At 68.1% G+C, this 21,365-nt stretch carries 20 protein-coding genes; 10 read left to right on the top strand and 10 right to left on the bottom strand.

Annotated elements, in window-relative coordinates; genetic code table 11:
- The first annotated feature begins 2 nt into the window (after nt 1-2).
- Both KGA65_RS04030 and KGA65_RS21030 read left to right on the top strand, forming a co-directional pair.
- Nucleotides 3-1,778, top strand: a complete 1,776-nt coding sequence (locus KGA65_RS04030; RefSeq protein ID WP_225861854.1) for a sensor histidine kinase — start codon at nt 3-5, stop codon at nt 1,776-1,778.
- Entirely contained in the window at nt 1,775-2,428 is a 654-nt protein-coding gene (locus KGA65_RS21030) for a response regulator transcription factor (RefSeq protein WP_310740936.1), read from the top strand. Before KGA65_RS04030 ends, KGA65_RS21030 begins: the two co-directional genes overlap by 4 nt.
- On the opposite strand, the gene KGA65_RS04045 is transcribed toward KGA65_RS21030, so the two are convergent.
- Nucleotides 2,349-2,954 carry a sterol desaturase family protein gene (locus tag KGA65_RS04045; RefSeq protein ID WP_225861855.1) on the bottom strand — a complete coding sequence of 202 codons (606 nt, stop codon included), beginning with the start codon at nt 2,952-2,954 and terminating at the stop codon, nt 2,349-2,351. The genes KGA65_RS21030 and KGA65_RS04045 overlap by 80 nt on opposite strands.
- 353 nt (nt 2,955-3,307) lie before the next feature.
- Between KGA65_RS04045 and KGA65_RS04050 the strand changes: the two genes are divergently transcribed.
- Nucleotides 3,308-3,466 (top strand): DUF3309 family protein, encoded by a 159-nt coding sequence (locus KGA65_RS04050; RefSeq protein WP_225861856.1) that lies wholly within the window; start codon nt 3,308-3,310, stop codon nt 3,464-3,466.
- 390 nt (nt 3,467-3,856) lie between these two features.
- Nucleotides 3,857-4,426, top strand: coding sequence for a lipid-binding SYLF domain-containing protein (locus KGA65_RS04055; protein WP_225861857.1), 570 nt, complete (start codon nt 3,857-3,859; stop codon nt 4,424-4,426).
- Between the two features lie 45 nt (nt 4,427-4,471).
- Here KGA65_RS04055 and KGA65_RS04060 read toward each other — a convergent pair whose 3' ends face one another.
- Nucleotides 4,472-5,248, bottom strand: coding sequence for an SDR family oxidoreductase (locus KGA65_RS04060; RefSeq protein ID WP_225861858.1), 777 nt, complete (start codon nt 5,246-5,248; stop codon nt 4,472-4,474).
- A 109-nt stretch (nt 5,249-5,357) separates the two neighbouring features.
- On the opposite strand from KGA65_RS04060, the gene KGA65_RS04065 reads away from it, so the two are divergent.
- Together KGA65_RS04065 and KGA65_RS04070 are read left to right on the top strand one after the other, a co-directional pair.
- Nucleotides 5,358-6,260 carry a LysR family transcriptional regulator gene (locus KGA65_RS04065; protein WP_225861859.1) on the top strand — a complete coding sequence of 301 codons (903 nt, stop codon included), beginning with the start codon at nt 5,358-5,360 and terminating at the stop codon, nt 6,258-6,260.
- A 57-nt stretch (nt 6,261-6,317) separates the two neighbouring features.
- Nucleotides 6,318-6,506, top strand: a complete 189-nt coding sequence (locus tag KGA65_RS04070; RefSeq protein WP_225861860.1) for a hypothetical protein — start codon at nt 6,318-6,320, stop codon at nt 6,504-6,506.
- 37 nt (nt 6,507-6,543) lie between these two features.
- Here KGA65_RS04070 and KGA65_RS04075 read toward each other — a convergent pair whose 3' ends face one another.
- The 7 genes from KGA65_RS04075 to KGA65_RS04105 form a co-directional block, all read right to left on the bottom strand.
- Nucleotides 6,544-7,500 carry a sensor domain-containing diguanylate cyclase gene (locus KGA65_RS04075; protein ID WP_225861861.1) on the bottom strand — a complete coding sequence of 319 codons (957 nt, stop codon included), beginning with the start codon at nt 7,498-7,500 and terminating at the stop codon, nt 6,544-6,546.
- A gap of 79 nt (nt 7,501-7,579) precedes the next feature.
- Complete coding sequence (amrS, locus tag KGA65_RS04080; protein ID WP_225861862.1) at nt 7,580-8,692, bottom strand: AmmeMemoRadiSam system radical SAM enzyme; 1,113 nt, start codon at nt 8,690-8,692, stop codon at nt 7,580-7,582.
- A complete protein-coding gene (amrB, locus tag KGA65_RS04085) occupies nt 8,689-10,116 on the bottom strand; it encodes an AmmeMemoRadiSam system protein B (RefSeq protein WP_225861863.1) in 1,428 nt (475 codons plus the stop codon). The genes amrS and amrB overlap by 4 nt, the downstream gene beginning before the upstream one ends.
- A gap of 487 nt (nt 10,117-10,603) precedes the next feature.
- Complete coding sequence (locus tag KGA65_RS04090; protein WP_310740937.1) at nt 10,604-12,484, bottom strand: caspase family protein; 1,881 nt, start codon at nt 12,482-12,484, stop codon at nt 10,604-10,606.
- Nucleotides 12,463-13,104, bottom strand: a complete 642-nt coding sequence (locus tag KGA65_RS04095) for a hypothetical protein (RefSeq protein WP_225861865.1) — start codon at nt 13,102-13,104, stop codon at nt 12,463-12,465. Before KGA65_RS04095 ends, KGA65_RS04090 begins: the two co-directional genes overlap by 22 nt.
- Nucleotides 13,105-13,642: 538 nt before the next feature.
- A complete protein-coding gene (locus KGA65_RS04100; protein WP_225861866.1) occupies nt 13,643-13,942 on the bottom strand; it encodes a hypothetical protein in 300 nt (99 codons plus the stop codon).
- A 90-nt stretch (nt 13,943-14,032) separates the two neighbouring features.
- Nucleotides 14,033-15,472 carry an O-linked N-acetylglucosamine transferase, SPINDLY family protein gene (locus KGA65_RS04105; RefSeq protein ID WP_225861867.1) on the bottom strand — a complete coding sequence of 480 codons (1,440 nt, stop codon included), beginning with the start codon at nt 15,470-15,472 and terminating at the stop codon, nt 14,033-14,035.
- A 361-nt stretch (nt 15,473-15,833) separates the two neighbouring features.
- Here KGA65_RS04105 and KGA65_RS04110 point away from each other — a divergent pair, with 361 nt between their 5' ends.
- The 3 genes from KGA65_RS04110 to KGA65_RS04120 are packed head-to-tail and all read left to right on the top strand — an operon-like array spanning nt 15,834 to nt 19,312.
- Complete coding sequence (locus KGA65_RS04110; RefSeq protein ID WP_225861868.1) at nt 15,834-16,505, top strand: XdhC family protein; 672 nt, start codon at nt 15,834-15,836, stop codon at nt 16,503-16,505.
- Between the two features lie 51 nt (nt 16,506-16,556).
- Complete coding sequence (locus KGA65_RS04115) at nt 16,557-17,024, top strand: (2Fe-2S)-binding protein (RefSeq protein ID WP_225861869.1); 468 nt, start codon at nt 16,557-16,559, stop codon at nt 17,022-17,024.
- On the top strand, nt 17,024-19,312 hold the full coding sequence (locus KGA65_RS04120) for a xanthine dehydrogenase family protein molybdopterin-binding subunit (RefSeq protein WP_225861870.1): 2,289 nt from the start codon (nt 17,024-17,026) through the stop codon (nt 19,310-19,312). Before KGA65_RS04115 ends, KGA65_RS04120 begins: the two co-directional genes overlap by 1 nt.
- A gap of 7 nt (nt 19,313-19,319) precedes the next feature.
- Here the strand turns inward: KGA65_RS04120 and KGA65_RS04125 are convergent, their stop codons facing one another.
- Nucleotides 19,320-20,231 (bottom strand): LysR family transcriptional regulator, encoded by a 912-nt coding sequence (locus KGA65_RS04125; RefSeq protein ID WP_225861871.1) that lies wholly within the window; start codon nt 20,229-20,231, stop codon nt 19,320-19,322.
- A 210-nt stretch (nt 20,232-20,441) separates the two neighbouring features.
- On the opposite strand from KGA65_RS04125, the gene KGA65_RS04130 reads away from it, so the two are divergent.
- A complete protein-coding gene (locus KGA65_RS04130; RefSeq protein ID WP_225861872.1) occupies nt 20,442-21,350 on the top strand; it encodes a transporter substrate-binding domain-containing protein in 909 nt (302 codons plus the stop codon).
- The last annotated feature ends 15 nt before the right edge of the window (nt 21,351-21,365 follow it).

Consider the following 21,365-nt stretch of genomic DNA (forward strand, 5'->3'; position numbering starts at 1 on the left):
GCGTGTTGCGCTCTCTCGTCCTTCCTTTCCTGATCCTGGCGGCGGCGGCCGGCGGGCCGACGCAGGCCCGGGCCGACACCGTGCGCATCGCCGTGCTGGCCTTCCAGGGCTCCGAGCGGGCGGCCAAGGACTTCGAGCCCACGCTGGCCTACCTCGGCCGGGCCCTGCCGCAGCACCGGTTCGAAATGGTGCCGCTGGACCCGGACGGCATCGAGCAGGCGGTGCAGGCCCACACGGTGGACTTCGTGGTCACCAACCCCGGCGACTATGTGGACCTGGAGGCCGGCCAGGGCGTCACCCGGCTGGCCACGCTGGAAAGCAGCGACCACGCGGTGCCGACGGACACCGTGGGCTCCACCGTCATCGTGCCGAACCGGCCCGGCCATCCCACCCGCTTCCAGGACCTGGCCCACCGCCGGCTGGCGGTGGTGTCGGACGACGCCTTCGGCGGCTGGCGCGTCATCTGGCGCGAGATGGTGGAGTCGGGTGTCGAACCCGAGCACCTGCAGGCCCTGGTGGTCACCGGCTTCCCGATGGAATCGGTGATCGAGGCGGTGCGCTCCGGCCGGGCGGCGGCCGGTGTGCTGCGCACCTGCCTGCTGGAGGAGGAGATCGCCGAGGGCCGGGTGCGGCCGGACGAATTCGCGGTGGTGGCCGAGCGCACCCAGCCCGGCTTCCCCTGCCGGCTGTCCTCGCGCCTGTACCCTGACTGGCCCTTCGCCCGCCTGGCCGGCACGCCGCCGGAGCTGGCCAAGGCGGTGACGGCCAGCCTGCTGACCATGCCGGCGGTGGATGGCCGGGCCTGGACCGCACCGCAGGACTACACCACCGTCCACGCGCTGTTCCGCGAGCTGAAGATCGGCCCCTACGCCTACCTGGCCCACACCACGGTGAGCGGCTTCGTCCGCGGTCACTGGCAGTGGTTCGTGGTGGCGGCCCTGGCGGTGCTGTGGTGGGTGTTCCATGTGGTGCGGGTCGAAACCCTGGTGCGGCGCCGCACCGCCGAGCTGACCCGGGCCATCGAAGGCCGTGAGGCGGCCGAGCGCGTGGCCCGCCAGCACCGCGAGGAGCGCGACCAGTTCTCCCGCCTGGGCATCCTGGGCGAAATGGCCTCCAACATCGCCCACGAGCTGAACCAGCCGCTGGCCGCCATCACCAACTACGCCGAGGGCATCACCCGCGTGATCGACGCCGGCCGCGTCGATCCGGCCTTCATCCGCAACGGCGCGCGCGGCATCGCCGGCCAGGCGGAGCGGGCCGGGGTCATCATCCGCCGCATCCGCGGCTTCGTGCGGCGGCGCGAGGTGAAGCTGGAGCACCTGAGCGTCAACGAGGTGGTGCGCGAAACGCTGGCGCTGTTCGAGGGCCAGGCCCTGCTGCGCGGGGTGCCGCTGTCGGTGCAGCTGGCCGAGGGCCTGCCGCGCATCGCGGCCGACCAGATCGAGGTCGAGCAGGTGCTGCTCAACCTGCTGCAGAACGCGCTGGACGTGATGGAAGGCAGCCCGAACAAGGCGCTGGGCATCACCGTGGCCACCCGCCGCACCGAGGACAACGTGGAGGTGGCCGTGCGCGACCACGGCAGCGGCCTGACACCCGAGGTGCAGGCCCACCTGTTCGATCCCTTCTTCACCACCAAGCCGCAGGGCCTGGGCCTGGGCCTGTCGATCTGCCGCACCATCGTCGAAAGCCATGGCGGGCACCTGTGGGCCACCAACGAACCCGAGGGCGGGCTGAGCATGCGCTTCACCCTGCCCGTTCTTGCGGAGGACACCCCGTGACCCCGAGCGCCGACCCGAGCGAGCTCAGCAGCCCGCTGATCCTGATCGTCGATGACGACGAGGCCATGCGCAGTTCGATGGCCTTTCTGTTCGCCTCCATTGGCCTGGCGGCGCAGAGCTTTCCGGATGCGGCCAGCTTCCTGGCCGCGCTGCCGCCCGAGGGCGCGCAGCGGCCCGGCGCGCTGGTGCTGGACGTGCGCATGCCCGGCATGAGCGGGCTGGAGCTGCAGCGGCTGCTGGCCGAGCGCCACTTCCCGCTGCCCATCCTGATCGTCACCGGCCACGGCGACGTGCCGATGGCGGTGCAGGCCCTGAAGGCCGGGGCCTACGACTTCATCGAGAAGCCCTTCAAGGAGCAGTACCTGCTGGACATGGTGGGCGCGGCGATCCGCGTCTCCGAGGAGACGCTGGCCCGGCAAAGCCGCCAGCGCTCCATCGCCGAGCGCCTGGCCCGCCTGGGCCGGCGCGAGCGCGAGGTTCTGGAGGGCATCCTGACGGGCAAGCTCAACAAGGTCATCGCCTATGAGCTGGACCTGTCGGTCAAGACGGTGGAGGCTTACCGGGCCTCGATCATGCTGAAGATGGAGGCCGGTTCGCTGGCCGAGTTGGCCAGGATGGTCCCGACGTCCGGCTGGGGCGAACCGTCCTGAAGACCTGATCCCACAGCGCGGTCGTGACCCCATAGAAGCCCGGCTGGTCACCGTGGTGGTGAAGCGAGTGGTGGCGTTTTCGCTGGCGCAGCCAGGCGTTGTCGGCGCGCCAGTGGTGGATGGCGTGGTGGGTGAGGGAATAGAACTGGTAGCCGATCAGCAAGCCCAGCGTCAGGGGGCAGGCGCGCCAGAGGCCGCCCAGAGCCCACGCGGGGGCGAACACCAGCCCCGCAAAGAGCGCGCCGCTGACCAGGGTGGGCGTGCAGATCAGCGCGGTGGGCCGTGCGTGGTGCTGCGCATGCCACCCGCAAAACGGGGGCAGGCCATGCAGCACGAAGCGGTGCATGGCGTACTCAATGAGCGTCCAGGCGCCCAGGCCCAGCCCGACCCAGGCCAGGCTCTGCCAGCGCAGCGGACCCGGCACGAACGCGATCACGAAGCCGCCGAGCGCGACGATGGCCAGGCCATACAGCAGCGCGTCGGCCCAGTAGACCGTCTTGCTGTGTTCGAGGGAAAGCAGGCTCATGGGCAGATCCTTTGCGGACCTCTCCGCGCGGGAGGCAGAGGGTCTTGTTGTCCTGGGGAAACCAGGCTTTGGAGGCCATGTGTACAGCAGGCGCCCTTCCTGGCCACGCTGTCGCGTTCCTGGCGCTTCACATTGAGATCGTCCGGATTCAGCTTACCTCACTGTTCCTGAACTGGGGGATGCCTTGTGCGCAGAGACCGTCGAGGACCTGGGTCACCAGGTCTTCATCGCCTTGTGTGCGCTGGCAGACAGTCGGGCCACACGGCTTGTGCCCACACTTCGAACGGACGGCGGGTGGTCCGGTCTGGAAGGACGCCTGCGACATCTGTCACCACTGACTTCGGGAGCGCCTGATGAGCCTGGGATCCTTCTTGCTGATTGTCTTGATCCTCATGCTGATCGGTGTCGTGCCGACCTGGCCACACAGCAGAGGCTGGGGTTATGGCCCCAGCGGTGCACTGGGCGTGGTGGTGCTGTTGCTCATCGTCTTGCTGTTGATGGGACGTCTCTGAGGACGCGGCGCAGTGCGGGGAGGGGCAGCCCTGCGGCTCCCGGGATGAGCGGGCCAAGAAGGTGGCCCGGCACATTGCCGATCGCAGGCACATCGTTCGCAACCTGGCCCATCGCGGCGAGACGCGCTCCACGCGGGGACAGCGTGCTGCTTGCCACCCGTGGAACGACCTTTGACCCCTGTCCGTATGTCCCGCTCAATTTGTTCTTGTCGATGCTGGCGGGCGGTTTCATCTGTGCGATGGCGCACAGCCAGTGGGGTGTGTGAGGGCTATGGTGCCGAGAGAGGTCCATCTGGGCCTCCCTCTGGGCCTGGCTGGCCCGGCCGCGCGCATGCAGTCGGCCACGGGACAGCACCGGCCTGCCATTGACGATTGAACAAGGACAGCGACATGACCATTCAAACCCCCCATCCCATTCGCCGGGCCGCGCTGTTCACCGCTGCGCTTGCCCTCGTGGGGGCCGGCAGCCTGTCGGCGAACGCCGCCACCACCGCGGAACTCGACCGGGATTCGGCCGAGACGCTGCAGGCCTTGTACAAGGTCAACCCGGTGGCCGAGGCCATCTCCAAGAAGGCCAAGGGCATTCTGATCTTCCCCAAGATCATCAAGGCGGGTCTGGTGTTTGGCGGCAGCTACGGCGAAGGGGTCCTGATGAAGGGATCCCAGATCAATGGGTACTTCAACTCCGTGTCGGGCTCGTGGGGCTGGCAGGCGGGCGCGGAGTCCTACGCCTATGTCGTCTTTCTGACCAGCAACAAGGCCATCAAGTACCTGGATGAGTCCAAGGGCTGGGAAATCGGTGTCGGGCCGAGCGTGGTGGTCGTGGATGCGGGCCGGGCCAAGAACCTGTCCACCTCGACCTTGAAGGACGATGCCTATGCCTTCATCACCGACCAGCAGGGCCTGATGGTGAGCCTCAGCATCGAAGGCACCAAGATCAGCCGCATCAAGAAGGATTGATGCCGTCGCTGGGGGACAGGGCCGCGGCGCAGCCCAACTCCCGCGTCATTTGGTGGTGTAGCCCCCATTGATCAGCAAGGTCTGGCCGGTGACCCACCAGCCATCGCTGACCAGATGGCGGATGAACGGGACCACGTCCTCGATGTCGGTCAGGCCGGTCTTGCTGAAGGCCGACAGGGCGGCGGCGGACTGGTGGTAGGCCACCGCGTCGGCCTGCTCCTGGCCGTAGAAGAAGGGCGTGTCCATGGGGCCGGGGCCGACGGCGGTGACCGAGATGCCGCGCGCCCCGAACTCCTTGGCCGCGGCGCGGGTGAAGTGCTCGACCGGGGCCTTGGTGCCCGCATAGGCGCTGTAAAAGGGCGTGAAGGCGCCCAGCAGTGAGGTGACCAGGGTGCAGATCTTGCCGTGGTCGTTGAGATGCCGGCCCGCCTCCTTCAGGAAGAAGAAGGCGGTCTTGGCGTTGACTGTGCTCATGGTGTCGTATTCGGCCTCGCTGATCTCCAGCAGCGGCTTCTTGAGCACCTTGCCGACGGTGTTGATCGCGATGTCGGGCCGGCCCACCGCGGCCACCGCATCGGCGAACAGCTTCTCCATCGCCGCGGCCGTGCTCAGGTCCGCCTGCAGGGCCACGGCCTGCGCGCCGGCCGCCTGCACGGCCGCCACGGTGGCCTCGGCGTCGGCCCGGGTGGCCGCGCTGTTGTAGTGGATGGCCACCGCCTTGGCGCCGTGCTGGGCCAGGTCGCGGGCGATCAGGCCGCCCAGGTTCTTCGCACCACCGGCGATCAGCACCACCTTGCCTTCGAGACTGTGCCGTGAGGACATGTCGAGCTCCTTGAATGGGTTGTGATGGCGCAGCAGCTTATTGGTTTGACAGAATAGATAAATGCGTCTTTCAATACAGGACTATTCAGTGATTGATACCAATTGAGCGATGGATCGGATCGACACCCTGCGGGTCTTTTTGCGCGTGGCGGCCACGGGCAGCTTCTCGCTGGCGGCAGACCAACTGGGCCTGCCCCGGCCCTCCGTCTCGCTGGCCATCCAGCAGCTGGAGGCGCGGCTGGGCGTGCGGGTGTTCCACCGCACCACGCGCAAGGTGACCTTGACCCAGGATGGCCAAGCCCTGCTGGAGCGGGCCTCGGCCCTGGTCGGCGACATGGAGGACCTGGAAGCCCGCTTCCACCCCCCGGGCGAAGGCGGGGTGGTGGGACGGCTGCGGGTGGACGTGCCCAGCCGCATTGGCCGCCGGCTGATCGCCCCGGCCCTGCCGGAGCTGTTGGCACGCCACCCAAGGCTGGAGATCGAGCTGGGCTCCACCGACCGGGCGGTCGACCTGGTGGCCGAAGGCATCGACTGCGCGCTGCGTGTCGGGGCGCTGGGCGACAGCAGCCTGGTGGCGCATCCGCTGGGCCAGTTCACCCTGATCAACTGCGCCAGCCCGGCCTATGTGCAGCGCTTCGGCGTGCCGCAGTCCCCCAAGGACCTGGCACAGCACCAGGTGGTGCAGTACCTCTCACCGTCCACCGGGCAGGCGGTGCCCTGGGAGTGGCAGGAGGGCGGAACCTGCCGCAGCTTGCCGCTGGCTGGGCGGGTGGGGGTGAACAATGCCGAGACCTACATCGCTTGCGCGCTGGCGGGCCTGGGCCTGATCCAGATCCCCCGCTTCGACGTGCGGGAACACCTGGACGACGGCAGCCTGGTCGAGCTGCTGCCGCAGCACCGGCCGGCGCCCATGCCAGTGCAGGTGGTGTATCCGCACCGCCGTCATCTGTCCCGTCGGGTGCAGGTCTTCATGGCCTGGACGGCCGAACTGCTGAGCGATCAGAGCCCGTGAGCTCTAGAATATAGGGTTTTCCCTAAAAATACAGTGTCTCAGAACACTGACAACACCATGCGCTCTGTCCTGACCTTACTGAAAGACCTGTTCCACACCGCCCCGTCCTCGCTGGAGGACAGCCGTGCGGCCTATCTGGCCGAAGCGGCCCATCTGGGTGACGCCGAGCGTCGCCGCTGCGAAATCGAGCACCGTCAGCGCACCCTGCTGATGTTGGCGCCGCAGCTCACCCCGTTCATCCGCTGAACGGGCTGGCGCCCGCCGGGGATCGGAGGGCGCCTCCTTATTTCTCCATGTCCAGCCAGGCCCGATGCGCGATCTGGTTGCGCCCAGCCTGCTTGGCTTGATAGAGCAGCTGGTCCACCTGCCCCAGGGCCTGCTGCGGGCTGAAGCCCTCCGAGGGCATCACCGTGCCCACCCCGATGCTGGCCGTGACCCGCTGGCCATGCGGTGACTGCGCGTGGGGCAGCGCCAGCTTCTCGATCAGGCGCTGGCAGCGCTCGGCCACCCGCAGTGCACCCTCGCCATCGGTCTCGGGCAGGACCAGCACGAACTCCTCGCCGCCGTAGCGCGCCACCAGATCGCGCGGGCCCACCAGGGCCAGGCTGAGCATCTGCGCAATTTCGCGCAGGCAGGTGTCGCCCTGCAGATGGCCGTACAGGTCGTTGTACTGCTTGAACAGGTCCACATCGACCAGCAGCAGGGACAAGGGCTGCTGGCTGTGGCGTGCGCTGTCCCATTCGAGGGCCAGGCTGGTGTCGAGTTGGCGCCGGTTGGCGATGCCGGTCAGGCCGTCCTTGAAGGACAGGGCCTCCAGTTCCTTTTGCAGGGCCAGCAGCTTCTCCTCGGTCTTCTTGCGTTCGCTGATGTCGAACATGAAGCCGACCAGGGCCTCGACTTCCCCCGCGCCGTTGCGCACCACATGCACCACGTCGCGGATCCAGACGTAGCCGTTGTCCTGCGTCAGCGCCCGGTAGTCGGCTTCGTGGTCCACCCCGGCCTGGGACTGGGCGATGCAGAAGTTCACCACCCGCTCCCGGTCCTCGGGGTGGATGCGGCTGGCCCAGTCGTTGGCGCTGACCCAGCTGTCCTGGCGCCAACCCAGCAGCGGTTCGATCTGCGGGCCGATGTAGCCGAAGGTCATCATGGGCCAGTCGATCTTCCAGGGAATGGCCTGGGTGGATTCGAGAAGGGTCTTGTAGACGGCGCTGTCGGTCTGGAGCTCGCGGATCTCAGGCATGGGAGGTGCTGCAGGTGTCCAAGGCACCGCATTCTCCCCGGGTCTTCATCGGGCTGCGGTGACACCGCAGTCACCCTGGTCACGCCATGGCCACCCGCACGGGAATGCGCCGCCGCGCTTGGCCGGTGGCGGGCGGCGCGCCGAAGCGGCCCGCCAGCAGGGCGCCGCAGTGCGGGCAGCGGCCCTCGGGCGTCAGTTCGTAGTGCAGGATCTCGTGCCAATCCCGCACGATCAGCGGCGCACCGCAGCCGCTGCAGAAGGTGGTGCCGCCCGCCGGGTCGTGCACATTGCCGGTGTAGACATGGTGCAGCCCGTTGTCCCTGGCGATGCGGCAGGCGCGTTGCAGTGTGGCGGCGGGGGTGGGCGCCACCTCGGTCAGCTTGTAGTCGGGGTGAAAGGCGGTGAAGTGCAGCGGCACGTCCGGCCCCAGGTGCTCGGCCACCCAGCGGGTCAGGGCCTGCAACTCGGCGTCGCTGTCGTTCAGGCCGGGAATCAGCAGCGTGGTCAGCTCCAGCCAGCAGTCGGTCTCGTGCTGCACGTATTCCAGCGTCTCCAGCACCGGGGCCAGGTGGGCGCCGGTCTGCTGGAAGTAGAAGTCGTCGGTGAAGCCCTTCAGGTCGATGTTGGCCGCGTCCATCTTGGCGAAGAATTCCCGCCGCGGTTCGGCGTGGATGTAGCCGGCCGTCACCGCCACCGTCTTCAGGCCCAGCGCGTGGCAGGCATCGGCGGTGTCCATCGCGTATTCGGCAAAGATGACCGGGTCGTTGTAGGTGAAGGCCACGCTGGCGCAGCCAGCGTCCCGCGCCACCTGGGCGATCTGTGCCGGGCTGGCCTGGTCCATCAGCCGGTCCATCTCGCGGCTCTTGGAGATGTCCCAGTTCTGGCAGAACTTGCAAGCCAGGTTGCAGCCGGCGGTGCCGAAGCTGAACACCTGGCTGCCGGGCAGGAAGTGGTTGAGCGGCTTCTTCTCGATCGGGTCGATGCAGAAGCCTGAGCTGCGGCCATAGGTGGTCAGCACCATGGCCTCGCCCACGCGCTGGCGCACGAAGCACAGGCCGCGTTGGCCTTCGTGCAGCTTGCAGTCGCGCGGGCAGAGGTCGCACTGGATGCGGCCATCGTCCAGCCGGTGCCACCAGCGCGCGGGGTGCTGGTCCGCAGGGGCGATCGGGGCGGTCAGGGGGTTCGGGGTCATGACGGGTCTCGCGCCGCGTCGGTGGGGGGCTGCTCTTCGAAGGCGCACACGCGGTAGCGCGCCAGCGTCAGGTCTTCGGCCCAGAAGTCGGCCGGCAAGCCGGCCTTGCGCTTGAGGGCGGCCAGGAAATCCATCGGGTCGGGCAGCTGTTGCCAGACCTGAGGCAAAAAGGTGGCCTGCCGGCCGCGCCAGTTCAGGATCACGCCGTCCACCCCGGGGTGCAGCCGGGCGCAGGCATCGGCCTCGTCGCGCACCGGCAGGGGCTCGGGTGCGGTCAGCAGCGAGACTTCCAGCTGCAGGTCGGGCCACTCTTCGGCGGTCAGCGGGGCGAAGCGCGGGTCTTCAAAGGCGGCGTTCCGGGCGTTGCGGCGAACATCTTCGTCCAGCGAATGGCGGCCCGCCTCCAGCCGGCCGATGCAGCCGCGCAGCGCGCCGCCCCGGTGCAGCGTGACGAAGGTGGCGCCGGGCAGCGCCAGGGCCGGGTGCGCGGGCTCGGGGCGCAGCGGCAAGTTCAGCACGCTGGCGATGGCGTTGCGTGCCCGGGCCAGCAGGGCGCGGCCCAGCAGCGGGTCGGCATCGGGGTCCAGGGGCGCGGTCGGGCGGTCCGGGGGCGCGGCCTCGGCCGACGCCGCAAAGGCCAGGGCGGCATAGCCGACCACCCGGCTGCGGTCACCCGCGGTGTCGCCGGAATTGCGCAGATCCAGCAGGCGGGGCGCCAGGTGGTGGCGCCGGGCGCACAGCAACGCGCCGTTCAGCGGCATGGCGCCGCAGGCCTCCTGCGGGTCCAGCTCCGGCAGGCGGTGCAGCAACCGGTCCACCGTGTGCGCGTCCACCGCCCGGGCCTGGTCGTAGGGCAGGTAGTGCGACAGGTCGGAGCTGATGACGATCAGTGTCTCGTCGTCGCCCCACAGGCGTTCCAGCACCTGGGCCACCGCCTCGGGCGCAGCATCGCCCACGGCCAGCGGCACCAGCTGGAAGTCGTCCAGCACCAGCTGCAGAAACGGCAGCTGCACCTCCAGCGCATGCTCCTGGGCGTGTGCCCGGTCGCTGAAGCTCACCTGGGGCAGATCGGCCAGCCCGTCCAGCGCGGCCCGGTCCAACGGCACCGGCCCCAGCGGGGTGTCGAAGGCGGCCACCGTGGGCGCGGCCAAGCCATGCACCGCCACGCGGTGGGTGGGGCCCAGCAGCACCACGCGGTGGATGCGGTCGTGCCAGGGCCGGAGCAGTGCATAAGCGTGCGCGGCGACGGGGCCGGAATACACCGTGCCCGCATGCGGCACCACCAGCAGCTTGGGCGGCTGTGAGGCCGGCGGCGGTGCCGGCACCTCGTCCAGATAGCCCTGCAACTCGGCCCGCAGCCGCGCTGGCGCCGCCGGGTAGAAACGGCCCGCAACGGCGGCGGGGCGGTGGGCGGCAGTGGGCATGGCAGACCTCCTGAAGGGACTGCCGCGAAGATGAGCCCTCCGGGGCGGAAATTCAAGCCCGTGGGGTCAAGCCGGTCACGGGGCTGGCTGCCAGGCGGGCCCTGATGGGGATGACGGGAGACGTGGCAGCCGGGTGACGTGGTGACTGGCTTGTTGGGCAGGGGATGTGTCGGGTTTCGACCCACTGCAGGCACTCCCCCTGTCGAAATGGCTATCCGAAACCCGACGATTGGAGCTGCCGGCGGCAAACGACAGCTTGTGCCGCAAAGCCGACGGCTGTGTGCAAGTCGAGGTATAGGCAACTCTGCGCTTGTCGATCCGCCAACAATAACGCAGCAATTGCGAGGCACGCCTCAGAACGAGCGCAGCTGTCCCACGATGGCGTGCGGTCATGCGTACCCCACCTAGGCTGTCAAACGCTGACGCCCAGCGAGGCAAAAGGCCTCCTGCGTGGCGTCCCGCCGGCAGCGGTGCGGGTTTCGTCTCGTCAGCTCTCCAAGAGAAACCACGCTTGCCGATCTGGGTATAGGAGTGATGCGGCAATTGCCAGAGAGGCGATAAGCGGTGTTTGCGGGGAGGTCTTCGGCGGGGGCCAGCTTGCAACAAAGTCCGCAGTCTTGAACACGTCGTAGCCGATCGACCAAACGAGGTTCTCTCCACCCTCCATGAGGTGATCACCGAATCGCACGTAGTCAGCGGGCAAGTAGGCGCTGAACGCGAGCCCGTCGATCTTCCAGAGGCTCTCATCAAAGACATCTTCGAGCCCGAGTTGCACGGCCGCTTTAAGAAGCACGGTGAGCAAATCGACAGGACGCGCGACCAGATCCACGGAATCGGAATAGTCGTTTTGACGTCGGGCGATCAGGTAGTCGAGTGCTCTGTCGCGAGGCAAGTCGCCCCTCGCGACCTTTCCTTCGCACTGGATCAGCGAGTTGAAGAGCAAGCCTGCCAGTTGTTCGCCTTCATCTCGTAGACCCAGTCTCGTGCATGTCGACAGCGCCACACAACATCCTGCGGCCTGCGCGTCGCTGAATGAGGCTACAGAGCCGCTGTAGTAAGCCAAAATCAGCCTGGTCAAACGTCCGTACAGAGCCTCGGCTTCCGCGCGCAGCGTTGCGTCCCGGCTGATTCCTGTTGCCGCGGCTGACCAGCCGAGCACCTTGGTGATCCGTACGGGCAACTCGTGAAGCTCGCTCAAGACACCGCTTCGGTCAGACAGCAGCGCGTACTTGTCAGATTCGAGATCCTTCACAAGTGCCGCCGTCGCACCGACTAGCGACTGCGCTACGTGGTCAACCAAACGTTCAGCGGTCTCCGCGACCAGTTGGTGTCCAAGCGCAGGGAGCAGCGCGACGGCAAGCGTCGCTGCGACTTCCACACTTCTAAACGGGTCGCGAGCTTGGGTCGCTCGCTGAAGGAAGGTGATTGCCAGGCGCTCAGCTAGGCTTGCCATGACCTCCGGATCACTGGCTGATGGCAGAAGCATCGCGCGCACTAGCGACGAGAACTTTCTTGGATCCCAAACCCCGCCAACCGCAGAGTAGGCGGTCCATAGCTCGTCATAGTTCCGTTTGATGACCTCGTCGCTGCCAGTCGGCCAAGTGTGGAGCGCGTGGCGGAGCGAAGAGGCTGGATCGCTTCCGAATCTGGGGTTCTTACAGAAGCCGCGAGAGCCAAACAGGTTCAGGCCCCATACCACCGGGTTCTGCCCGCTTCGGCACAAACGCTGCGAAACCTTCATCCCAATTTCGATGAGATCGAGATTGGCCTTGTGGTCCTGCACAAAGTCGCGACCTTCAATGCAGTCCAGGAGCGCGATCGTTCCGGTACCACCTGCAGGTGTATCGCCCGCGCCCTGATCCTGCGCTGCAGTCGCAACCAGCGTTAGACCAGGGGAGTGTGCGTTGCCCAGGAGGCTCGGCTTGAGCAGGACGCCCAGGTCTTCAATGAGGCCGCCGCTCTCGCAGGCGTCGATGATGATGTTGCTTTGTCCCGGGGCAGCTTCGTTGAGATTTCTGAAGACATCTGCAAGCGACAGTGCTGAAGCCGATAGACCCTTGGGATTCGAGTCGCGCAGCCACATGTAGAAGGCGCCGGCGGACACACTCCCGTGACCTGCGAAGAACAGGGTGAAGGTATCGGGCTGAGGATCTGTGAAGAGCGCATCCCTCAGAACTTGCCTGAGCTCATCGTAGCGTGGCGAAAGCAGCAGGCGCGAACGGCCAGGGTCGTAGTCACCAACTTGCGGCTGAACGAGCGCGTCGAACATTCGCTGTGCGTCCCGCTCGGCCCCGTTAAGCTTTCTCGCGTGGTCGTAGAAGTCGCATCCGATCGCTAGAAGCACTCTCATTGAGAGTCCCCATAGCATACGAAGCGCGCCTTCCGCTCAACCTCACGCGCCAGAGCCTCCGCTGACTTGCGAGCTTTGATCTCTTCGATGCGTTGGTGGAATTCAGGCGGCGCCTCGGCGATGGATTGCTGAAGCTTGTTCGCTGCATCAGGGTGGGAATGGATTTCGGGCAGCTTGACCTTGCCGAACTTGTCCGCAGCGAATTCCACTTTCTCCAGCATCTGCGCGAATGCTTCGCGCGGCGAGCCCTCAGACGGGGAATCGACTACGTTTCCCACACTCGCGGCGGCGGCCGACACAGTGGAATACATCATCTGAGCGAACTGGCGTTCCATGTCCTCGACAAGCCCGCCGACAACTTGGTCGATGACAGTGAGATCGTGGTTCGCAATCTTCTCGAATGGAACTGAGGTCTCAGAAGAGTGCTCTTTGAGACCGGTGGTTAGCGCCTGAGGAGCCGCTGGGTGCGCCCATTGACCCCCGTGCTTGAAACGTTGGGTGTTTTCTGCTCGAAGGTACTTTGAGAACGCGTTCGCTTGCGCTTTGGCCATGAACTTCGTGAACGAGAGGTGGAATTCATCCTCACCAACTTCGTCGGAGAAGTAGTTGGCGCGCTTCCTCAAGGGAGCTGTAGTCATTCTTTCCTCCCATGTAACTGCGCTCGCCGCCGCTCCAATGCGACGGACACCACTGTTGAGTTGACCTTGGGTTTGTACGGCAGTGTAAGGTGACCGCTGGATCGCCACGGCCGACTGCTTGGGTAGCGGATGCGGTCGCTCGCCGAGCCCGGGCAGCCTCGGCGCTGGGCCGATCGCATCGTCGGTACCTGACGCTCGCGTGCGGCAGCTATTGGCCGGGAGCTGCCGACGGCGGCCGGGCGCTGCAGGTGGGCACTCCTCACGACACTTCTCTCGTCCGAATGAATGACCAATTCAAAGGACAAAGGCAACGCTCAGCCCCGCTGGCGCCAACCCTGGGCCGCGCGGGCCAGTTCTTGCGGGGGCAGCACACGCCGGGGTGAATTGACCTGGCGATGAACGGCCAGGTCGCTGAAGGCCTGCACTCGCCGCGGAATGGCTCGAGCCGGTCTCCGAAGCCCCAGATCGCACGGCCCCTCAGGGCGTTTGAACAACGAGGGGCCCGGCATGAAAGACGTGCCGCAGGCGGGCGCAGCCTTCAAGCCGGCTTGGCAAGCCGGCTGCGCAGGATGATCTGTCGGTGGATGTTCTCGCCGACCACGGTCAGGCGCAGGCCACCCGCGTGCCATTCCAGCCAATCCAGCGCCACATAGTCGTCGATGTACCCGGCTTCGATCTCACTCGCACGTCGAAGACGCAGCAGGTCGACACACGCGGGAAGTGCCTCACGCAGGGACTCTCGGCGAAGTGCCAGCGTTGACTGAGGAGTCACGGTCAGACCTTTCAGGCTGGAGACTGTGCGGGCGAACGGCCGTTCATGCGTGCCGAGAACGCCCACGGCACAAGGCCGCAGGGAACCCGACGAACGGATCGCGCCGACCCGATCACCCCATCGTACCCCGCATGGGAGCCTCGTGCCGGCGGCCTGCTACGAAATCTGCGCAGGCAGGTCGATGGCCGAGGGGGGCAGGCCCGCCAGGTGACGGGCCCACATCTGCGCGTACAGCGCTTCGAGCGAGGTGGTGTAGCCGGCCACGTCGAACAGGTGCGCGGCGTGGCGCTGGCGCTCGAAGCCCTGACGCAGCGCCCGCAGCCGCGGCGGGTCAAGCGCCAGGGCGCGGGCCAGGGCCACGTAGTCCGCGCGCGAGTAGGTGATCAGCTCCGGCAGGCCCGCGGCGGTCAGCAGCCCCCCGGCCACCCGCGAGGCAAAGGTCTCCCCGGTCAGGGTCACCAGCGGCACGCCGGCCGAGAGGGCGTCGCTGGCCGTGGTGTGGGCGTTGTAGGGCCAGGTGTCAAGCATCAGGTCCATCAGTGGCAGGCGCGCCAGATGGGCCGCTTGGGACAGATCGGGCGCGAAGATCAGGCGATGCGGCGACACGCCGCGTTCCAGGGCTTCGTTGCGCAGGTTGCCGCTGGCCTGCGGGTCGTCGAGCAGCCACAGCACGCTGTCGGGCACCGTGCGCAGCAGCTCGCACCAGGCGTCAAAGACCTCCGGCGTCAGCTTCCAGGCCTGGTTGAAGCAGGCGAAGACGAAGGCCTGCTCCGGCAGACCGGCGGCCTGGCGGGTCGGCGGCGGTGGCGGCAGGCCGTTCACCCGGCCGCGTGGCTGGTAGCTGTGGGGCAGGCAGGCCAGCGCCTCCTGGTAGTCGCCCGCGGCGCTGTGGGGCGTGACGAAGCGGTCGCTGATCAGGTAGTCGACGAAGTCCTGGCCCAGGGTGCCGGGGTAGCCCAGGAAGCTCACCTGCACTGGCGCGGGCCGGTGGGCGAGCAGCAGGGTCCGGCTGCCCAGGGTGTAGCCCTTGAGATCGACCAGGATGTCGATGGCGTCGTCCCGCATCTGCTGGGCCGCCTGGCGGTCGTCCAGCGCCTGGATGTCACGGAACACGTCGAACTGGGCCATCAACCGCTGGCGCATGCCTTTGCCATCGTCCTTGGCGTGGCTGTAGGCATAGAGCTCGATGCGGTGGCGATCATGGGCCTCGAGCATTTCCACCATCAGCATCGCGGTGGCGTGCTGCTGGAAGTCGCCGGACAGGTAGCCCACCCGCAGACGGGTCTGGCCCGCTGGGCCTGGCGGGCCGCCGGGCGGGCGGTGAGCGAGGGGCTGCGCCGTGTCAGCCGTGGCCTGCAGCGCCGCCAGTCGCACCGACAGCCAGCGCGCGGCACACAGACGCTGCGCGGCCGCGTCGATGCCGGGCATGGCCAGCAGCAGGAAGGGCGGCCAGGCGGCGGCGTCCGGATCGGCCATGTCGGCCCGCACGCGCTCGGGCCAGGTGTGGAAGTCCGCCCACTCGCACCAGGCCCGGGCCCGGGCGTAGTGTCGGATGTGTCGGGAGCCCGACACGATGGGGGCGGCTGGAGGGGGCATGGGACGCTTAAGCAAGTCCTGAGCCGAACCGGGTGCAAGAATCCCAGCGCACTCATGAAACGAGATCATCAATGGCCCGGAGCAGCGACATCGGCGATGGGGCCGCGGCTCGCGCCGCTGCTGCTGGCCTCCCCGGTCATCCAGGCGGAGGCCTTGCGCTACCGACGGCCGGGGTTGGGTGAGCGGCCGTCCAAGGGCCGCACGCGCAACCGGGCCGTTCGGGCGGATTCATGAGTGCGATTCATGAGGCCTAGAGGTCTGTCCCGACTACACAGCGGCCGTCTGGCGTCTTAATGTTCTGCCTTCATGCCCGGACGATCGGGGCATGCGTCACCAGAACGCACAGGGAAGGAGGCCGGCCGTGGAGCCATTGGATGCACAGGTGCTGCGCCAGAGCCTGCAATGGCAGGCCCAGGGGCGGGCAGTCTTGCTTGTCACCGTGGCCCGCACCTGGGGCTCGTCGCCGCGTCCACCGGGCTCCTTGATGGCCTTGTGCGAGGATGGGCGGACGGTGGGCTCGGTTTCCGGGGGCTGCGTCGAGGACGATCTGGTCCACCGCCTGCGCCAGGGCGACACCCCGCTGCACGCCCACCCGGCCCGGCCCGGGCTGGTGCTGATCGGCGCCGGCGACCTGTCGCGCTACCTGGCCAGCATGGCCCGTGGCATGGGGTTTGATGTGATCGTCTGCGACCCCCGGCCCGAGCAGGCCCAGTGGCGCGAGCCCGGCATCGGCTTCAGCCGCGAGATGCCCGACGACCTGGTGCAGCGCCTGCAGCCCGACCGGCGCACCGCTGTGGTGGCGGTGACCCATGACCCCAAGCTCGACGACCTGGCGCTGATCGACGCGCTGCAGACCGAGGCCCAGCTCGCGCGCCTGCATGGCCCGGCCGGCCTCTGCATTGGCAGCAAGACACCGGCGGAGATTGCCCTGTCCATCCTGGCCGAGGTGGTGGCCGTCAAGAACGGCGTGGCCCAGGCCAAGCAGGGCCTGGCCCCCCCACCGTCAACGCAACAGTCTGTCTGCGTGCTCTGAGCGCAGCGGGCGCTGGCCTTTCCAACCCCCTACCGCCGTGGTGAACCCCTCATGACAACCCTGAAGATCAATGGCCGCTCCGTGGCGGTCGACACCCCACCCGAGACCCCGCTGCTGTGGGTGCTGCGCGACGAGCTCGGCATGACCGGCACCAAGTTCGGCTGCGGCATGGCCCTGTGCGGTGCCTGCACCGTGCACATCGACGGGCAGCCCATCCGCTCCTGTGTCACCCCCATGGCCGCGGTGGGCGACCGGGCGGTGCACACCATCGACGCCATGGCCGATGACCAGGTGGGGCAGACCGTGCAGCAGGCCTGGGTGGAGCTGGGCGTGGCCCAGTGCGGCTATTGCCAGGCCGGGCAGATCATGTCGGCGGTGGCTCTGCTCAAGCAACAGCCCCGGCCCAGCGAGCGCCAGATCGACGCGGCAATGGACGGCAACATCTGCCGCTGCGGTACCTATCCGCGCATTCGCGCGGCCATCCAGCTGGCGGCCGCCCGCCTGCAAGGAGCCAAGTGATGAACACCGCCACATTGCAACTGTCGCGCCGCACGGTGCTCAAGGCGGCCGCCGGCGGCCTGGTGCTCAGCGTGGGGCTGGACGGCGTGGTGCACGCCGCCTCCGAGGCCAAGAGGTACGGCGCCGACGCCATGCCCGGTGGCACGGTGGACAGCCCCCTGGTCTTTGTGTCCATCGGCACGGACGGCCTGGTCCAGATCGTGGCCCACCGGGCCGAGATGGGCACCGGTGTGCGCACCAGCCTGCCCATGGTGGTGGCCGATGAGCTGGAGGCGGACTGGGGCTGGGTGAAGGTCGTGCAGGCCGATGCCGACGAGACGCGCTACGGCAACCAGAACACCGACGGCTCGCGCAGCATCCGCCACTTCTACCAACCCATGCGGCGGGTGGGGGCGGCGGCGCGCCAGATGCTGGAGGCCGCGGCCGCCGCCCAGTGGGGCGTGCCGGTGGGCGAGGTGAAGGCCCAGCGCCACGAGGTGCTGCACAGCGCCAGCGGCCGGCGCCTGGGCTACGGCGCGCTGGCCCAGGCGGCCGCGGCCCTGCCGGTGCCGGCCGCCGCCACCCTGCGGCTGAAGACGCCGGCCGAGTTCCGCTACATCGGCAAGGGCCAGGTGCGCGCGGTGGACCTGGCCGACATCGGGCAGGGCAAGGCGGTGTACGGGCAGGACATCCACCTGCCCGGCATGGTCTATGCCGTGGTGGCCCGCCCGCCGGTGGTGGGCGGCAAGGTCAAGGCGGTGGACAGCGCCGCGGCCCTGCAGGTCGCGGGGGTGCAGAAGATTGTCGACATCCCGCCGTTCAAGGGCGTGCCGGCCTTCCAGCCGCTGGGCGGCGTGGCGGTGGTGGCGCGCAACACCTGGGCGGCCATGCAGGGCCGCGCGGCGCTGAAGATCGAGTGGGACGACGGCCCCAATGGCCGCTACGACTCCGCCCGCTACCGCCAGGCCTTGGAGGCCAGTGCCCGTGCGCCGGGCAAGGCGGTGCGCAGCGACGGCGACGCCTTGGCTGCCCTGGCCCAGGCGGCCCCCGCGCAGAAGCTGGTGGCCGAGTACTACCTGCCCCACCTGGCGCACGCCAGCATGGAGCCGCCGGCGGCCACGGCCCTCTTCACCGAGGGGCACTGCGAGGTCTGGACCTCCTGCCAGAACCCGCAGGCGGCGGTGGCCGGCGTGGCGAGCGCGCTGGGCCTCCAACCCGCGCAGGTGCAGGTGCACCAGGCCCTGCTGGGTGGTGGCTTCGGCCGCAAGTCCAAGCCCGACTATGTGGTGGAGGCGGCGCTGATTGCCAAGACGCTGCCGGGCACGCCGGTCAAGGTGGTGTGGACCCGCGACGACGACGTGCGCCACGACTACCTGCACACCGTGTCGCTGGAGCGCCTGGAAGCGGTGCTGGGGCCCGATGGCCGGCCGCAGGCCTGGCTGCACCGCTCGGTGGCGCCGTCCATTGCCTCGCTGTTTGCGCCGGGCGTCAAGACCGAGGCCGAGTTCGAGATTGGCATGACGGCCATCAACGTGCCCTACGCCATCCCGAACGTGCGCATCGAGGTGGGCGAGGCCGAGGCCATGGCCCGCATCGGCTGGTTCCGCTCGGTCTCCAACATCCCGCACGCCTTCGCGGTGCAGTGTTTCCTGAGTGAGCTGGCCCACCGCGCCGACCGGGACCCGAAGGTCTATGCACTGGAACTGATCGGCCCGCCGCGCCGGATCGCCCCGGCCGCGCTGGGCGACCACTGGAACTACGGCGAATCGCCCGAGCTGTACCCGGTGGACACCGGGCGGCTGCGCGGCGTGATCGAGGCGGTAACCCAAGGCGCCCGCTGGGGCCGCAAGCTGCCCCAGGGCCACGGCCTGGGCCTGGCTTTCGCCTACAGCTTCATGAGCTACGCCGCGACCGTGGTGGAAGTGGCGGTGGACGGCCAGGGCGCGCTGCAGATCGTGGCGGTGGACATGGGCATCGACTGCGGCCCGCAGATCAACCCCGAGCGCATCCGTGCGCAGATGGAAGGGGCCGCGGTGATGGGCATCGGCCTGGCGCTGACCGGCGAGATCAGCTTCGAGAGCGGGCACGTCAAGCAGAGCAACTTCCACGACTACGAGGTGCTGCGCCACGCCCAGTCGCCGCGCACCATCCGCACCCACCTGGTCAACAACGACCCGGCCCTGCCACCGGGCGGCGTGGGCGAGCCGCCGCTGCCACCGGTGGCGCCCGCGCTGTGCAACGCGATCTTCGCGGCCACGGGAAAGCGCATCCGCAGCCTGCCGGTGCGTGATCAACTGGCCCGGGCCTGAACGGCGCTCAGTCCGGGCGGGCCGGCTGCAAGGCCTGCCAGACATGGCGCAGGGCGGGATTGCGGTTGGCCACGTTCCGGTAGGCCGCATAGGACAGGCGCAGCGACCAGCGTTCGTCCCCCAGCGGCCGCAACTCGCCACGGGCCACGGCGGGCTCGGCGATGCAGCCCGGCAGCCAGGCGATGCCCAGCCCTTCGATGGCCATCTGGCACAGGACCTCGGCCATGTCGCTGCGGAACACGGCCTGCTCGGGCAGCGGCACCCCGCGCGCTTCGAAGACCCGGCGCACCAACTGCCCCATGTAGGTGCCGTCGGTGTAGAGCAGGTGGCTGGGCGTGGGCCTCTTCGCCGCGGCCGCGTGCGGCGCGGGCAGCGTCGCTTGCAGGGCCGGTGCGGCGTAGGGCCGCAGCGTGTCGTGCAACAGCAGCTTGCGCTCGAAACGATCGGCTTCGAGCTGGATGGGCAGCAAGGGGCTGTCGTAGCACAGCAGCAGGTCGGCCGAGTCGGAGACCAGTGCCGTCACCGCGTCATGCAGATTGCTGGGTCGGGTGTCGCAGTTCGGCGCGGCGCGGTCGGCGAACCAGCTTCGCCACCAGCGCGGCAGCAGGTGGGTCGCCACGGTCAGCGGCAGCGCGATGCGCAGCAGGTCGCTGGATGGATGAGTGCCCAGGGTCGCTTCGTCACGCGATTCGTTGGCCAGCCGCAGCATCTCGGTGGCCTGGGCCACGAAGCGCTCGCCCTGTGCGGTCAGGCAGCTCGGGTACACGGCGCGGTCGATCAGCCGGGCGCCCAGCCAGGCCTCCAGCTGCTGGATGCGGCGGCTCAGCGCGGCCTGCGAGGTGTGGCGCAGCTCTGCCGCCCGCGTGAAGTTGCGCGTCTCGGCGACAGCCAGAAAGTCATGCAGCCAGCGAAGTTCCATCGCGCGCCCTTGCGGATCCAGGGGGCCACTGTAGCGCCGTGCAGGACCGCGGCCCGGCCAGGGGCCCCAAGGGGCTCTTGCAAAAAATGCATCGCTGTCCTTCCCGCAGGCCGGGCAGAGGGGCGCCGCCATGCAGACTTTGCAACCCCTGCCGGGCCCCGGCTTCCTACAGTCGACCGCAGAGCATCTTCGCTCGTTCTGGAGGACGGCATGAAACTGCATTGGCTGGGGGGTGTCGCGTGGCTCTGTGTGGCGATGGGCGCGCACGCCCAAAACCTGGATGGCACGCTGGCCAAGATCAAGGCCTCGGGCAAGATCGTCATCGGCACCCGTGACGCCTCGGCGCCGCTGGCGTACAGCATCGGCGCGGGCCACTACATCGGCTACCACGTCGATGTCTGCAAGCGCGTGGTCGAGGCCATCAAGACCGAGCTGAAGATGCCCGGCCTGGTGACCGAATACACGCTGGTCACCTCGCAGAATCGCCTGCCCTTGCTGATGAACGGCACCATCGACCTGGAGTGCGGCTCGACCAACAACAACGCCACCCGCCAGCAGCAGGTGGCCTTTGCGCCCACGACCTATGTGGTCAACGTGCGCATGCTGGTGCCGGCCAGTTCGACCCTGACGTCGATCAGCCAGCTGGGGGGCAAGAATTTGGTGACGACGCTGGGCACGACGTCCGTGCAGCACTTGCGCAAGAACGAGCGCTCGGCCAACCTGAAATACAACGTGGTCTACGGCAAGGACCACAGTGACAGCTTCCTGGTCCTGGAATCGGGCCGGGCCGATGCGATGGTGATGGACGACAACGTCCTGGCCGGCCTGAAAGCCAGCGCCAAGGACCCGGCCGCCTTCAAGATCGTCGGCGAATCGCTGAGCGAGGAGCCCTGCGCGATCGTCTACCGCAAGGACGACGCCGGGTTCAAGAAGGTGGTGGACGGCACGGTGAAGTCGCTGATGCGCAGCGGTGAACTGGCCAAGCTCTACGCCCAGTGGTTTGTCGCCCCGATCCCCCCGCGCAATGTGTCCGTGGGCATGCCGATGAGCGCGGCGCTGAAGAACGCGATCGCGAACCCCAACGACCGGCCGGCCGAGGCTTACGCCCTTGCCAAGTAACGAGGCCCGTCTCTG

The sequence above is a fragment of the Ideonella benzenivorans genome (assembly GCF_020387415.1).
GTDB classification, from domain to species: Bacteria; Pseudomonadota; Gammaproteobacteria; order Burkholderiales; family Burkholderiaceae_C; genus Ideonella; species Ideonella benzenivorans.

Excerpts from the sequence above, each read along its gene's own strand:
- KGA65_RS04045 (WP_225861855.1), bottom strand. The coding sequence starts at position 2,954 with ATGAGCCTGCTTTCCCTCGAACACAGCAAGACGGTCTACTGGGCCGAC.
- KGA65_RS04050 (WP_225861856.1), top strand. The coding sequence starts at position 3,308 with ATGAGCCTGGGATCCTTCTTGCTGATTGTCTTGATCCTCATGCTGATC.
- KGA65_RS04055 (WP_225861857.1), top strand. The coding sequence starts at position 3,857 with ATGACCATTCAAACCCCCCATCCCATTCGCCGGGCCGCGCTGTTCACC.
- KGA65_RS04060 (WP_225861858.1), bottom strand. The coding sequence starts at position 5,248 with ATGTCCTCACGGCACAGTCTCGAAGGCAAGGTGGTGCTGATCGCCGGT.
- KGA65_RS04065 (WP_225861859.1), top strand. The coding sequence starts at position 5,358 with ATGGATCGGATCGACACCCTGCGGGTCTTTTTGCGCGTGGCGGCCACG.
- KGA65_RS04070 (WP_225861860.1), top strand. The coding sequence starts at position 6,318 with ATGCGCTCTGTCCTGACCTTACTGAAAGACCTGTTCCACACCGCCCCG.
- KGA65_RS04075 (WP_225861861.1), bottom strand. The coding sequence starts at position 7,500 with ATGCCTGAGATCCGCGAGCTCCAGACCGACAGCGCCGTCTACAAGACC.
- amrS (WP_225861862.1), bottom strand. The coding sequence starts at position 8,692 with ATGACCCCGAACCCCCTGACCGCCCCGATCGCCCCTGCGGACCAGCAC.
- amrB (WP_225861863.1), bottom strand. The coding sequence starts at position 10,116 with ATGCCCACTGCCGCCCACCGCCCCGCCGCCGTTGCGGGCCGTTTCTAC.
- KGA65_RS04090 (WP_310740937.1), bottom strand. The coding sequence starts at position 12,484 with ATGCTATGGGGACTCTCAATGAGAGTGCTTCTAGCGATCGGATGCGAC.
- KGA65_RS04095 (WP_225861865.1), bottom strand. The coding sequence starts at position 13,104 with ATGACTACAGCTCCCTTGAGGAAGCGCGCCAACTACTTCTCCGACGAA.
- KGA65_RS04105 (WP_225861867.1), bottom strand. The coding sequence starts at position 15,472 with ATGCCCCCTCCAGCCGCCCCCATCGTGTCGGGCTCCCGACACATCCGA.
- KGA65_RS04115 (WP_225861869.1), top strand. The coding sequence starts at position 16,557 with ATGACAACCCTGAAGATCAATGGCCGCTCCGTGGCGGTCGACACCCCA.
- KGA65_RS04120 (WP_225861870.1), top strand. The coding sequence starts at position 17,024 with ATGAACACCGCCACATTGCAACTGTCGCGCCGCACGGTGCTCAAGGCG.
- KGA65_RS04125 (WP_225861871.1), bottom strand. The coding sequence starts at position 20,231 with ATGGAACTTCGCTGGCTGCATGACTTTCTGGCTGTCGCCGAGACGCGC.
- KGA65_RS04130 (WP_225861872.1), top strand. The coding sequence starts at position 20,442 with ATGAAACTGCATTGGCTGGGGGGTGTCGCGTGGCTCTGTGTGGCGATG.